This is a genomic window from Mesorhizobium sp. AR10, from assembly GCF_024746795.1.
Taxonomy (GTDB): Bacteria; Pseudomonadota; Alphaproteobacteria; order Rhizobiales; family Rhizobiaceae; genus Mesorhizobium.
In genome coordinates this window covers 3,177,337-3,191,136 of record NZ_CP080524.1, presented here as the reverse complement: position 1 = coordinate 3,191,136, position 13,800 = coordinate 3,177,337, and the positions used below count along the sequence as shown (strand labels likewise).

Sequence of the window (13,800 nt, the reverse complement as noted above, 5' to 3'; positions counted from 1 at the left end):
GCATCAGAAAGCCTGGCCGATACCGGCATAGATACCGAACCGCGGGTCGCCGGGGTCACGATTGAGCGGCACTGCGGCGTCGATGCGCAGCGGCCCGAACGGCGTTATGTAGCGCAAGCCGACACCGGCGCCGACCTTCATGTCGGAAAAATTCGGAAATTGCGTGGTCGAGACAGTACCGGCATCGACGAACGGCACGATGCCGATCGTGTCGGTGACGGCGATGCGCATCTCCACCGATGTCTCGAAGAAGGAAAGCCCGCCGATGGGCTGGCCGTCAATGTCCTTCGGACCGATGCCCTGATAGGCGTAACCGCGCACGGATCCGCCGCCACCGGAGTAGAAGCGACGGTCGGCCGGGACGTCCTGAAGACCGGCGCCGACAATCGAGCCGATGGCGACGCGTTCGGCGAAGACGAACTTGCCGCCGCTGTCCAGCGACTGATAGGCCGATCCCTCGCCCTTCAGCTTGACGAACGCCGCCCCGCTCAAGATGTCGTAGCTCGGCTCGGCATAGGCCAGCACCCTGAAGCCTTTGGTTGGATTGAGCCGATTGTCGCGGTTGTCAAAGACATATTGCAGCGGAATGCTGGCGATCAGATATTTGTGCTTGCCGAAAGCGTCGGTGATCTTCGAATAGTCGAGCGCGACCTCCGCCGAAACAGTCTGCCTCTTGTCGAGTTCGTAGGACAGACCGGCGCTGCCCTTGACCGAGAAATGGTCATAGGCATCGGGATGTTCGAGCACGGTCTTGACGCCGGTGAAGAACTTCGATGCCGGCCCGACCACGCCAGGCTTTTCGAACATGATGCCGGCATTGTAGTTGAGCTCGCCCAGATCGTTGCTGCCGATGCCGCTGATCTTGCCGTCGATGCGCAGCTTCTCGGCCCGGCCGAACAGATTGCGGTGGCCCCAATAGCCTTCCAGGCCCAACCCTTCGGTGTTGGAGACGGTGCCGCCGATGCCGAAATAGCGCGGCTTGCGCTCGCTCACCTGAACACCGATCGGGATGTTGCCGTCGGCGTCGAGGCTGTCGGCTTCCTTCAGCGTCACGCTATTGAACACTTCCAGCGCCAGCAGCCGGTCGCGGGCGTCGTCGATCTCCTCGGGCGAATATTGGCGGCCGCGCTTCAAGCCTGTCATGTATTCGGTGAAATCGCGGTCGACCTTCTCGGTCCCCTCGACCGTCGTGTCGCCATAGCCGGCGACCGGCCCGGCGGCAACGGACAGCGTCACATCGAGCGTAGAGGTGGCATGGTCGGCGACGATCTGCCGGTCCGTGATCCTCGCCAGCGGCCTGCCTTCCTGCTTCAGCGCCCGCACGATCAGCGCCTCGGCCTTGAGCACCGCGCCCGAGCTCGCGTCGCCGCCGGCAATCAGGCCGAAATCGGCGCTCATCAGCCCGGCCGCATCGCCTTCCAGCCTGATGTTGCCAAGCGTGAATTTCGGTCCGGCTGCAATGCCGATCACCACCGGGATCGGCTGTGGTCCCGAAAATTCGGCATCAGGCGGCAAATCGTCGAGCAGCTTGCCTTGAATGGTGATGGTGACGACACCCTCGTAGCGGGCGTCCGCGTAGAGTGCGGCGACCAGCTGCTCGCGGTCGCTGCGCGCCTTGGCCATGAGACCGAGCGAGCCGGAGACCGGACGTTCCTCGTCGGCTTTCAGCGTCGAGGCGTTTTCGATCTTCTTGACCAGATCCTTGTCGGCGTCGGGCGCCTCGATGGTCACCGCATAGCGCAGCGGGTCGACGATGTCGGCGTCTTCGTCGTTGGACGAGCCCCATAATTTGATGCCGAAAATCTCGAAAGCGGCCGCATTTCTGGTGTCACCGGCAAATGCAGCCGAGCACGCCAACGCCAGAATCAGGGCGCGCGAAAGCGCGCGCCGTCGCGCGGTTCCTCCCGACATCTGCGTTTCATACGCCCGCATTATTATTCTAACCTAGTCTCCAAAGCTAAAATTGGAATGAAGTTCTGAAGCGCTCGTAAAGGGGCCACAATCCAATTGTCTGAAATAGGCAGGGCTTGGAATTCACACCTTCTGCGTTTTCGGAAGAAAGCGTGATCCCTGTCCTATGGAGGTACTACCGGTCATTGGCCGGAAAGGAAACCGTTGGCAGGCGGTACCTGCCGCGTCCTCGTGTTGACAAGCTTGACTGAAGCTTGAACATGCCGGGACGTAAGCAGTGTCTGGAGGGTGTTATGGCAATGCGCGCGGCTCGTGGTCTGTCGATCCTGATTCTTCTGTTTTTCGCCTGGGGGACTGTCGCGCAAGCGGCCGAAGCACGGCGCATCGTAACAACAAACAATTCCGACTATTTCGGTTTCGATCTCCGGTCCGACCAGAATGTCAGCCTCGACCAGTGCAAGACCACATGCCTTGGCGACCCCACCTGCCGCGCCTTCACCTACAACAACAAGGCCAAATGGTGCTTCCTCAAATCCGACTATAATTCGCTCAAACCATTCAGCGGCGCTACCGCCGGCAAGGTCGTCAATGTCGATGGCGACCCCGATATCGGCGCACCGCCGGAACTCGCCTTCTTCCCGAGCTGGATGGCCGACCAGGCCCAGCAATACCGCAACAAGCTCACCGACCCGGCCTACACCAAGCCGACCGAAGGGCTGACGGCGCTGCGGGCAGCGGCCGAACAGGCGACACTGACCGGCGACCACCGCTCAGCGATGCAGAAATACGAAGCCGCGGTTTCGGTGTTGCCCGACGACGGCCAGCTCTGGCTCGGGCTGGCGCGCGAAACGCTTGCCGTACAGCCGGCCGCAAACAGCCCCGAGGCTTACAATCTGCCGGTAAAAGCCACCTCCGCCGGCCTCAACGCCTACAAATTGCTGCGCACAACCAAGACACGCGCCGAAGTGCTGGCGCTTATCGGTGCCGGGCTCGATCGCCGCGACCTCTACCGGCCGGCTCTGCAGGCCTATGAAGCAAGCCTCGCCCTTGTCAATTCGCCTGCAGTCCAGGCCGACTATGCGGATCTCAAGGCGCGCAAAGGCTTCCGCGTCATCGACCATACGGTCGACGCCGACACCAGCGCGCCGCGCATCTGCGCGCAGTTTTCCGAAGATCTGGTCAAGACCGGCGTCGACTATGCCCAGTTCGTCACCGTCGACAACACCCCTCCCAAGGGCGTCGAGGCCAAGGATAAGCAGATCTGCGTCGAAGGGCTCCAACACGGCCAGCATTATGAAGTGACCTTCCGCGCCGGCCTGCCGGCCGCCATCGGCGAGGTGACCGCGGCACCGGTGGTGCTGTCGATCTACGTGCAGGACCGCGCGCCTTCGGCCCGCTTCACCGGCGACAGCTTCGTGCTGCCCGCCGGCGCGCGCCGCGGCATCCCGGTCGTCACCGTCAACATGAACGCCGCCGAAATGAAGCTTTACCGCATCGGCGATCGCTCGCTGGCCCAGCTTCTGTCTGGCTATCAGTTCCTGAAGCAGCTCGACGGCTACGACATCTCCAACATTTCCGATCAGATGGGCGCACCGGTCTGGCAAGGCCAGCTCGACATCGCCAACGACCTCAACAAGGACGTCACCACCTCCTTCCCGGTCGACGAAGCCCTGCCGCAGCGCAAGCCCGGCGTCTATGTGCTGACCGCGCAAGCCGTCAACGACAACAGCGACGATTACAATTCGATCGCCACGCAATGGTTCGTCGTCTCCGACATCGGCCTGTCGACCTATACCGGCCAGGACGGCCTGAACGTCTTTGCCCGGTCGCTCGCAACCGCCAAGCCGATCGCTGGCGCGGAACTGACGCTGCTGGCCAGGAACAACGAAATCCTTGGCACCGCGATCTCAGACGCGGAAGGCCGCGCCGTGTTCAATCCCGGCCTGACGCGCGGCAGCGACGGCATGGTGCCGGCCGTGCTGATGGCCAAGCAGGGCGACAACGACTTCGTCTTTCTCGACATGGGCCGAGCCGGCTTCGATCTGTCCGACCGCGGCGTCACCGGGCGCCCGGCGCCTGGCGCGCTCGACATCTATGCCTGGACCGAGCGCGGCATCTACCGCGCCGGCGAGGATGTGCATGTCGCCGCCCTCGCCCGTGACGGTGCTGCCAAGGCGGTCGAGAACCTGCCGCTGACCTTCATCTTCACGCGCCCCGACGGCGTCGAGAACCGCCGCATCGTCAGCGATGGCGCATCGGCCGGCGGTCACGCCGTCGACCTGCCGCTCGAACCGAACGCCATGCGCGGCACCTGGACGGTTTCGATCTACACCGATCCCAAACAGGCGGCGGTCGCCAGCCAGATGTTCCTGGTCGAGGATTTCGTGCCGGATCGCATCGAGTTCGACCTCACTTCCGACAAGCAGGAGATTGCCCAGGCCGAAACCGCCAACATCACCGTCGACGGCCGCTTCCTCTATGGCGCGCCGGCCGCCGGCCTTGCCCTGGAAGGCGAGCTGACACTGTCGACCGCCCGCGACTGGGACCGCTTCAAGGGTTATTCCTTCGGCCTCGCCGACGAGCAGTCGGCGGAACCGTCAGTGACGCCATTCACCGATCTGCCGGTGGTTGGCGACGACGGCAAGGCGACCTTCCCGGTCACTGTCGACCAGTTACCTTCGACGACCAAGCTGGTCGATGCCAAGGTCACGGTTCGCATGCGCGAAACCGGTGGCCGCGCCATCGAGCGCTCGCTCAACATCGGCATCCGTCCGACAGGTCACATGATCGGCATCCGTCCGGATTTTGACGACAACGAGGTGCCGCAAGGCGGCACGGCGAAGTTCAGCCTGATCGCCGTCGATCCCGACGGCAAGCGAGAGGCACTGAAAGGCGCACAATGGTCGCTAGTCAAGGTCGAGCGCAATTACCAGTGGTACCGCTCAAACAACTCCTGGAACTATGAGCCGGTCACCTTCACCAAGTCGATCGCCAATGGCCAGATCGACCTGGCTGCCGATGCCGAAGCCACGGTCTCGGTGCCGGTCGACTGGGGCCAGTACCGGCTCGAGATCGAAACATCCGATCCTGAGGGACCAGCGACCAGCTATGAATTCGACGCGGGCTGGTATGTCAGCTCCACCACCACCGAAACGCCTGACGGGCTCGAGATCGCCCTCGACAAGGACACTTATGCTACCGGCGAAGTGGCCAAGCTCAAGGTATCGCCGCATTTTGCCGGCGAGCTGCTCGTCACCATCGGTGCTGACAAGCTCTTGAAGACCGTCACCGCCAGCGTGCCAGCCGGCGGCAGCACCGTCGATATCCCGGTCGGCGACGACTGGGGCGCCGGCGGCTATATCACGGCAACGCTGTTCAGGCCCGGTGACGCGCAAGAGACGCGCATGCCGGCACGCGCCATCGGCGTGAAATGGCTGAAGGTCGATCCGGGCTCGAAGAAGCTCGCCGTCACCTTGACGCCGCCGGACAAGACCATGCCGCGCCAGCAGCTGTCGATCCCGGTCTCGGTAGCCGGAGTGCAGCCGGGCAGCAACGCCTATGTCATGGTCGCGGCTGTCGATGTCGGCATCCTGAACCTGACCAACTACAAGGCGCCGGATCCGGAGAACTGGTTCTTCGGCCAGCGCATGATGGGACTTGAAGTACGCGACATTTACGGCCGCCTCATCGATGGCTCGCTGGGCGCCACCGGCAAACTGCGCACGGGTGGTGACGGGTCCAGCATGCAGACGCAAGGCAGCCCGCCGACCGAAAAGCTGGTCGCCTTCTTCTCCGGCACGGTCCAACTCGACGCCGACGGCAAGGCGAGGATCGACTTCGACATTCCGCAGTTCAACGGCACCGTGCGCGTCATGGCCGTCGCCTGGACCAGGGATGCGGTCGGCCATGCCCAGTCAGACGTCATCGTGCGCGATCCGGTGGTGATCACCGCCGGCCTGCCGCGCTTCCTGGCGCCCGGCGATGCCGCCGTCATGCGCCTCGATGTCGCCGACACAGATGGTCCGGACGGAGACTATGCGCTATCCATAGACACCACCGGCGACCTTTCGACCGGCGACAAGCCCCTCCCCGCAAAGCTGACGCTCGCCAAGGGCAAGCGTCAGACGCTGACCGTGCCGCTGATGGCCCAGACGGCGGGCAATGCCTCGATCACCATCAAGCTCGCCCATGCCGACGGCACCGCCGTCGAGCAGACGCTGTACGTGCCGGTGCGCCCGTCGCAACTGCCGGTGACCACCCGCATGGTGGTCGATCTCAAGGGCAATGGCGGCGCGCTGCATGTCGACAAGGAACTTCTTGCGGCAAGCCTGCTCGACGGCGCTTCGGTCAGCGTCGGCGTTTCGCAGGCTGCGGCCTTCGACGTGCCGTCGCTGCTGATGACGCTCGACCGCTACCCCTATGGTTGCGCCGAGCAGACCACCAGCCGCGCCATGCCGCTTCTCTACGTCAACGAGATGGCCTCAGGCGTCGGCATGGCCAGCGACCCCGACCTGCACGACCGCATCCAGCAAGCCATCTACAAGGTGCTGAGCTACCAGGCCTCGGCGGGCAGCTTCGGCCTGTGGGGTCCGGGCTCCGGCGATTTGTGGCTCGACGCCTATGTCACCGACTTCCTGACCCGGGCGCGCGAGCAGAAATACGACGTGCCGACCCTGGCGATGAACCAGGCGCTGAGCAATCTGCAGAACTCGCTCGGCTACGATCAGGACGTCCAGGACCGTGGCAGCGAGATCGCCTATTCGCTCTATGTGCTGGCCCGCAACAAGAAGGCTTCGGTCGGCGATCTGCGCTACTACGCCGACACCAAGCTTGAAGCCTTCACCAGCCCGATGGCCGTCGCCCAGCTGGCGGCGAGCCTGGCACTCTACGGCGACACGCAACGCTCGGAAGCAACGTTCCAGGCCGCGCTGCAACTGGCCAAGTCGACCACCGAATACGATTATTACCGGTCGGACTATGGCTCGCAGCTGCGTGATGGCGCGGCGATGCTGGCGCTTGCCGCCGAATCGAAGCCGGTGCCGACCATCGTGCCGGAACTGATCAAGCTGGTGGCAAGAGAACGCGCCGAAGCGCGCTGGACCAGCACGCAGGACGAGTCCTGGATGCTGCTGGCGGCCCGCGCACTGAAGTCCGGCAACGATTCGATCACGTTGACCGTCAACGGCGCACCGCATGCCGGCGGCTATTCGAACCAGATCGCCGGTAGCGACCTTGTCGACAGCCCGCTGACCGTTGCCAACACCGGCACGACCCCTCTGCAAGCGGTCGTCACCACGGTGGCTTCGCCGATACAGCCCTTGCCGGCCGGCGGCGACGGCTTCACCATCAGCCGCACCTACTACAAACTCGACGGCACCGAGGCCAACGTGACGGAGGCGACCCAGAACGAACGCTATGTCGTTGTGCTCAAGATCTACGAGCAGAACACCTGGCCGTCGCGGCTTTTGATCACCGACCTGTTGCCGGCCGGCTTCGAGATCGACAATCCGGGCCTGGTTTCCAGTGCCCAGCTGTCGAATTTCTCCTGGCTGGCGCAGACCGATGCCGCCCATCTCGAATTCCGCGACGACCGTTTCGTCGCGGCGTTCAATCCGAACGACGGCGATGGCGACCGCAACATCACGCTGGCCTATGTCGTGCGCGCGGTGACGCCGGGCACCTATGCCCATCCGGCGGCAACGATCGAGGACATGTACCGGCCGCAATATTCGGCCCGCACCGCCACCGGCATGATGGAGGTCAAGGCGCCGTAAGGCGCCATTGGTAGCGATCATGAACAGTACGATTGCGCTGCCCCTCATTGCCCTGCCGGGCATTTCTCCCCGTATAGTGACGGGGAGAAAGAAGCCTGCACCGAAGCTTTCGCCAATCTCGAACGTCGCAGAAAAGGCGCCGAGGGTCGCAACAGCCCTCTTCTCCCCGTCACTATACGGGGAGAAGGTGCCGGCAGGCGGATGAGGGGCGGCGCCATGCTCTCCAGAAAATTCTTGCGCCGCGCAGCCATCACTGGCGTCTCCTTAGCCGCCCTCGCGGCAATCGCCATAGGCGCCCTTTGGCAGCTCGACCGCGCCTTTCCGCCGCCGCTGCCTGAAAAGCTGACGGTGTCGACCGAAGTGCAGGACCGCGACGGCCAGCTGTTGCGGGCCTTCGCTACGCCGGACGGCTACTGGCGGCTCGAAACCCGCCTCGATCAGGTCGACAAGCAGTTCGTCGACATGCTGGTCACCTATGAGGACAAGCGCTTCTGGGACCATGAAGGCGTCGACGTGCTGGCGCTGGCCCGCGCTGCCGGCCAGTTCGTCAGCAATGGCCATATCGTTTCCGGCGGCTCGACGCTGTCGATGCAGCTCGCCCGGCTGATCGAGCCGCGCGACAGCCGCAGCCTCGGCTCCAAGATCAAGCAGATGCTGCGCGCCATCCAGATCGAACGGCGGCTCTCGAAGCGCGAGATCCTGGAACGCTACCTGACGCTGGCGCCCTATGGCGGCAATCTCGAAGGCGTGCGCGCCGCCTCATTGGCCTATTTCGGCAAGGAGCCGAAACGGCTGACCGTCTCAGAAGCCGCCCTGCTCGTCGCCCTGCCGCAATTACCGGAGAAGCGCCGGCCCGACCGCAATCTGGAGATCGCCCACGCCGCCCGTGATCGGGTGCTGACCCGCATGGTTTCATCAGGCCTGCTCGGCGAACGCGAGGCCGCACGTGCCGCGCTCGATGACGTATCGGGCTTGCGCCGCAAATTGCCGGCGCTGGCCGCCCACGCCGCCTATGCGATGCTGCCCAAGGCCGTTGCCGGCCAGAAGCTGCAATTGACGATCCGCAAAAGCGTCCAGGAAGGGCTGGAACAGGTGGCAAAGGATGCCGCCGCCAAGCTGGGTCCCCGCCTGTCGGTGGCCATGGTGCTGGCCGACGCCCGCACCGGCGACATACTGGGCGAAGTCGGCTCGGCCGATTTCTTCGATGCCAGCCGCTCCGGTTGGATCGACATGACCAGGATCATCCGCTCGCCGGGCTCGACGCTGAAGCCGTTCATCTATGGCCTGGCCTTCGAGCAGGGGCTGGTGGCGCAGGAAACCTTGATCGAGGACAGCCCCGCCGATTTTTCCGGCTACCGGCCGAAGAATTTCGACATGGGCTATCAGGGCGACGTCAGCATCAGGCAGGCCCTGCAACTGTCGCTCAACGTGCCAGCGATCCGGGTGCTCGACGCGGTCGGGCCGGCGCGGCTGACGGCGCGTTTCCGCCAGGCCGGGGTGACGCCGGTGCTGCCGGTCAACGAGGCGCCAGGCCTGGCGATCGGCCTTGGCGGCGTCGGGGTGACGCTGCGCGATCTCGTCCAGCTCTATACCGGGCTTGCCAATGGCGGCAAGGCGCACACTCTGCATGACGGCACCGAGCCGGCGAATGCCGAACGCACCACTGCCACCATCCTCGATGACCAGGCCAACTGGCAGATCACCGACATATTGTCGGGGGTCAAGCCACCCGAAGGTGCCGCCCAGCGCGGCATCGCCTACAAGACCGGCACCTCCTATGGCTACCGCGACGCATGGTCGGTCGGCTTCGACGGACGCTACGTCTTGGGCGTCTGGGTCGGCCGCTCCGATGCCGGCGCCGTGCCCGGACTGTCTGGTTACGTCTCGGCCGCCCCCATCCTGTTCGAAGGTTTTGTCCGCTCCGGCCTCGCCGCCGTGCCGCTGCCCAGCCAGCCGGCCGGCGTCATCAGATCCAAACGCGAGGACCTGCCGGTGACGTTGGCGCGCTTCGGCGCCGGCGACGACGGGCTGGTGCAGGCGACCCCGACCGAGCCGGCGCCGACGATCATCTTTCCGCCGGACGGCGCCCGCGTCGATCTCGACACCGATTCGGCCGATGCCTCGCCGCTGGTGCTCAAGCTGCAAGGCGGCCGAGCGCCGTTCCGCTGGCTGGCCAACGGCAAGCCGCTGGTTGGCATCGACCGGCGACGCACCGCAACCTGGCTGCCGGACGGCGCCGGCTACTCGACGCTGACCGTGATCGACGCCGCAGGGCGCGCCGCCAGCGTGAAGGTGTTCGTTGAATAGAATGCTTCAGGCGATTCAAGGCATTGCGTTTTTCGCTTTGCTGTCGCTGGTTTTCGCTCTGCCCGCAAGCGCCGATACCTTGCCCGCCGGCTTTGTCCGCCTCGCCGATGTCGATCCCTCGATCCGCCAGGACATCCGCTATGCCCGCACAGAAAATTTCCTGCGCCGCAAGGCCAATGGCTACGACGCACCGGTGTGCATCCTCACCTGGCAAGCGGCAGAAGCGCTTTCCGGCGTACAGAAAGCGATTGCCGCCGAGGGGCTGACGCTGGTCGTATTCGACTGCTACCGCCCGGCGCGCGCCGTCTCCGACATGGGCGAGTGGACGAAGGCCGGCGGACCGCCCGACCCGCAATGGTATCCGCTGGTCAAGCGCCAGGACCTCATCGCCAAGGGCTATATCGGCGAACTGTCCACCCATTCGCGCGGCTCGACCGTCGATCTGGCCATCGCGCGATCCGGCGCCAAGAGCGCACCAAGACCGGCCTGCGGTGTATCAGATGCCGGCACGCTCGATTTCGGCACCGGCTTCGACTGTTTCGATCCGACGAGTGAAACAGCGCATCGCCCGCTCGACAAGGAAGCGGCGGCAAACCGCAAGCGGCTTGTCGAGGCGATGCGCGCCGGCGGCTTCCGGAATTATGCGCGCGAATGGTGGCATTTCACGCTGGCAAACGAGCCGTTCCCAAAGCAACGCTTCGATTTTCCCGTCACTGCCGATTGAGGCGCCTGCCGCAGCGGGAGCAAAGTTCGACCCAACTCATCACAGCCATTGCTTTAGAGCAGCCTGTTTCTAGATAGACCGCTGGATGGGCACGGATTCCCGGCGATGGCGTCGCGAGGAAAAAATTTCCCCACGGCGCCAAAGAACGGCGAAAAATTGCTTCAAGAGGGCAAAAAAGGCAACATTGAATGCATCTAATTTCTATCAATTCGGTAGATTTGACGCGAGTTCAACGGAGGCGGAAATGACCAACCCTCATTTCAAGAAACTACTCGGCGCACTGGTCGCCACATCTGTCCAGTTCGGCACGCTCGGTTTCGCGTTTGCCGATACCACCATTCTCAACGTGTCCTATGATCCGACGCGTGAGCTGTACAAGCAGTTCGATGAAGCCTTCGTCGCCAAGTGGAAAGCCGATACCGGCGAGACGGTGACCATCCAGCAGTCGCATGGCGGATCAGGCGCCCAGGCCCGCGCCGTGATCGACGGCCTCGATGCCGACGTGGTGACGCTGGCGCTCGAAGGCGACATCAACGCCATCGTCTCGAAATCGAAGAAGATCAATCCAGACTGGCGGACCAAGTTCGAGAACAACTCGGCCCCCTACACCTCGACCATCATCTTCCTCGTCCGCAAGGGCAACCCGAAGGGCATTCATGACTGGGGCGATCTGGTCAAGGACGGCGTCCAGGTGATCACACCGAACCCGAAAACATCCGGCGGCGCGCGCTGGAACTATCTCGCCGCCTGGGCCTATGCCAACGCCAACGATGGCGGTGACGAGGCCAAGACCAAGGAATTCGTCGCCAATCTCTTCGCCCATGTCCCGGTGCTCGACACCGGCGCGCGCGGCTCGACCGTGACCTTCGCGCAAAAGGGTCTGGGCGACGTGCTGCTGGCTTGGGAAAACGAAGCCTATCTGGCGCTCGACGAGTTCGGTGCCGACAATTTCGACATCGTCTACCCGCCAACCTCGATCCTGGCCGAGCCGCCGGTGGCGGTGGTCGACGCCAATGTCGACGCCAAGGGCACGCGAAAAGTCGCAGAGGCCTATCTGGCCTATCTCTACTCCAAGGAAGGCCAGACACTCATCGCCAAGAACCATTATCGTCCGTCGAAGCCCGATCTGGTGCCGGCGGAGGATCTCGCCAAACTGCCGGAAATCAAGCTGATCACCATCGACGATCCACTTTTTGGCGGCTGGAAGAAGGCACAGCCTTACCATTTCGGCGACGGTGGTATATTCGACCAGATCTACAAGCCAGCGCAGTAAGCCAAAGCTCTAGATCAGGACGACATGACCACAGCACCCGCCAAGGCGGGGTGGCGGTTCAGACAGCCGAGCGTCATTCCGGGTTTCGGATTGACGCTCGGCTTCTCGCTTGCCTACCTCACGCTCATCATCCTCATCCCCTTGTCGGGGCTGATCTGGCGCTCGGCCGCACTCGGCTGGGCCGATTTCTGGGCGATCGCTATCGACCGCCGGACCATCAACGCACTCGAAATCAGCTTCGGCACCGCCTTCATCGCCGCCGCCGTCAACGTCGTGTTTGGCACGCTGGTCGCGTGGGTGCTGGTGCGCTACCGCTTTCCCGGCCGCCGCATCGTCGACGCCATGGTCGACTTGCCCTTCGCGCTGCCGACCGCGGTTGCCGGCATTGCACTGACCACGCTCTACGCGCCAAACGGCTGGATCGGCAAATTGCTGACGCCGCTCGGCATCAAGGTCGCCTATACGCCACTCGGCATCGTCATCGCGCTGGTTTTCATCGGCCTGCCCTTCGTTGTGCGCACCGTCCAGCCGATCATGGAAGAGATCGACAGGGAGGTGGAGGAAGCAGCCGCCACGCTTGGCGCCAATCGCTTCCAGATCATAACCCGCATCCTGTTTCCGGGTCTGGCGCCGGCGATCGTCACGGGCTTCGCACTGGCCTTCGCGCGCGGCGTCGGCGAGTACGGCTCGGTCATCTTCATCGCCGGCAACCTGCCTTACAAATCGGAGATCGCGCCGCTGCTGATCGTCATCCGGCTGGAGGAATACAATTACGCAGCCGCGACCGCGATCGCGGCGATCATGCTCGGCCTGTCGTTCGTCATGCTGCTGATCGTTAACCTGGCGCAGTCGTGGAGCCGCAAACGCTATGGCTGACCCGGAGATCAAATCCTACGAACCGCACCATGAAAGCCAGTCGGCCGCGGTCACCGAAAGCCGCCCGGTGAAAGCCGTGTTGATGATCGTGGCTTTTGCCTTCCTCGGCATTTTCCTGCTTTTGCCGCTGATCGTCGTCTTCAGTGAAGCCCTGTCGAAAGGCGTCGGAGCCTATACGGAGGCGCTGGGCGACACCGACACGCGCTCGGCGATCCGGCTGACGTTGCTGGTAGCGGCGATCTCGGTGCCGCTCAACATCGTCTTCGGCATCTCCGCCGCCTGGGCCATCGCCAAGTTCGAATTCAAGGGAAAGGCCTTCCTGACCACGCTCATCGACCTGCCCTTCTCGGTTTCACCGGTCATATCAGGCCTGGTGTATGTGCTTTTGTTCGGCGCTCAAGGGTTGCTCGGCAGCTGGCTGAAGGCGCATGGTATCGTCATCCTGTTTGCCGTGCCGGGCATTGTGCTCGCTACCATCTTCGTCACCTTCCCCTTCGTCGCGCGCGAACTGATCCCGCTGATGCAGGAACAGGGCAATGGCGACGAGGAGGCAGCCCTTTCGCTCGGCGCCAATGGCTGGCAGACCTTCTGGTATGTAACCTTGCCCAACGTCAAATGGGGATTGCTCTACGGCGTGCTGTTATGCAATGCCCGCGCCATGGGCGAGTTCGGCGCGGTGTCGGTCGTGTCCGGACACATACGCGGGCTGACCAACACCATGCCGTTGCATGTCGAAATCCTCTATAACGAGTACAACGCCGTTGGCGCCTTCGCCGTCGCCTCGCTGCTCGCTGGCCTCGCGCTCGTCACGCTGGTCTTGAAAACACTGCTCGAGATGCGCTACGGCGCCGAGATCGCCGCGACGCGCGGACACTGACTAAATGCATGTCGCCCAAAAGTGGGAACCGGTTTTGGGACAACGACATGCATCTACA

General features: G+C 63.6%; 7 protein-coding genes. 6 read left to right on the top strand and 1 reads right to left on the bottom strand.

Going from position 1 to position 13,800, the window contains the following annotated elements; translation table 11 throughout:
* Nucleotides 1-3: 3 nt before the first annotated feature.
* A complete protein-coding gene (locus tag LHFGNBLO_RS18930) occupies nt 4-1,932 on the bottom strand; it encodes an autotransporter assembly complex protein TamA (RefSeq protein WP_258600720.1) in 1,929 nt (642 codons plus the stop codon).
* A gap of 272 nt (nt 1,933-2,204) precedes the next feature.
* Between LHFGNBLO_RS18930 and LHFGNBLO_RS18925 the strand changes: the two genes are divergently transcribed.
* The 6 genes from LHFGNBLO_RS18925 (at nt 2,205) to cysW (ending at nt 13,742) form a co-directional block, all read left to right on the top strand.
* Complete coding sequence (locus LHFGNBLO_RS18925; protein ID WP_258600719.1) at nt 2,205-7,685, top strand: alpha-2-macroglobulin family protein; 5,481 nt, start codon at nt 2,205-2,207, stop codon at nt 7,683-7,685.
* A gap of 216 nt (nt 7,686-7,901) precedes the next feature.
* Entirely contained in the window at nt 7,902-9,992 is a 2,091-nt protein-coding gene (gene pbpC, locus LHFGNBLO_RS18920) for a penicillin-binding protein 1C (protein WP_258600718.1), read from the top strand.
* A 1-nt stretch (nt 9,993) separates the two neighbouring features.
* The gene (locus tag LHFGNBLO_RS18915) at nt 9,994-10,716 is read left to right on the top strand and encodes a M15 family metallopeptidase (RefSeq protein WP_258609813.1); all 723 of its coding nucleotides are present in this window, start codon (nt 9,994-9,996) and stop codon (nt 10,714-10,716) included.
* 244 nt (nt 10,717-10,960) lie between these two features.
* The gene (locus LHFGNBLO_RS18910; RefSeq protein ID WP_258600717.1) at nt 10,961-11,989 is read left to right on the top strand and encodes a sulfate ABC transporter substrate-binding protein; all 1,029 of its coding nucleotides are present in this window, start codon (nt 10,961-10,963) and stop codon (nt 11,987-11,989) included.
* A 24-nt stretch (nt 11,990-12,013) separates the two neighbouring features.
* Nucleotides 12,014-12,865 carry a sulfate ABC transporter permease subunit CysT gene (cysT, locus tag LHFGNBLO_RS18905; RefSeq protein WP_258600715.1) on the top strand — a complete coding sequence of 284 codons (852 nt, stop codon included), beginning with the start codon at nt 12,014-12,016 and terminating at the stop codon, nt 12,863-12,865.
* Nucleotides 12,858-13,742 (top strand): sulfate ABC transporter permease subunit CysW, encoded by an 885-nt coding sequence (gene cysW / locus LHFGNBLO_RS18900; RefSeq protein ID WP_258600713.1) that lies wholly within the window; start codon nt 12,858-12,860, stop codon nt 13,740-13,742. The genes cysT and cysW overlap by 8 nt, the downstream gene beginning before the upstream one ends.
* The last annotated feature ends 58 nt before the right edge of the window (nt 13,743-13,800 follow it).

What these genes read in the sequence shown, in the direction of transcription:
- LHFGNBLO_RS18930 (WP_258600720.1), bottom strand. Translation starts at nt 1,932, where the DNA reads ATGCGGGCGTATGAAACGCAGATGTCGGGAGGAACCGCGCGACGGCGC.
- LHFGNBLO_RS18925 (WP_258600719.1), top strand. Translation starts at nt 2,205, where the DNA reads ATGGCAATGCGCGCGGCTCGTGGTCTGTCGATCCTGATTCTTCTGTTT.
- pbpC (WP_258600718.1), top strand. Translation starts at nt 7,902, where the DNA reads ATGCTCTCCAGAAAATTCTTGCGCCGCGCAGCCATCACTGGCGTCTCC.
- LHFGNBLO_RS18915 (WP_258609813.1), top strand. Translation starts at nt 9,994, where the DNA reads ATGCTTCAGGCGATTCAAGGCATTGCGTTTTTCGCTTTGCTGTCGCTG.
- LHFGNBLO_RS18910 (WP_258600717.1), top strand. Translation starts at nt 10,961, where the DNA reads ATGACCAACCCTCATTTCAAGAAACTACTCGGCGCACTGGTCGCCACA.
- cysT (WP_258600715.1), top strand. Translation starts at nt 12,014, where the DNA reads ATGACCACAGCACCCGCCAAGGCGGGGTGGCGGTTCAGACAGCCGAGC.
- cysW (WP_258600713.1), top strand. Translation starts at nt 12,858, where the DNA reads ATGGCTGACCCGGAGATCAAATCCTACGAACCGCACCATGAAAGCCAG.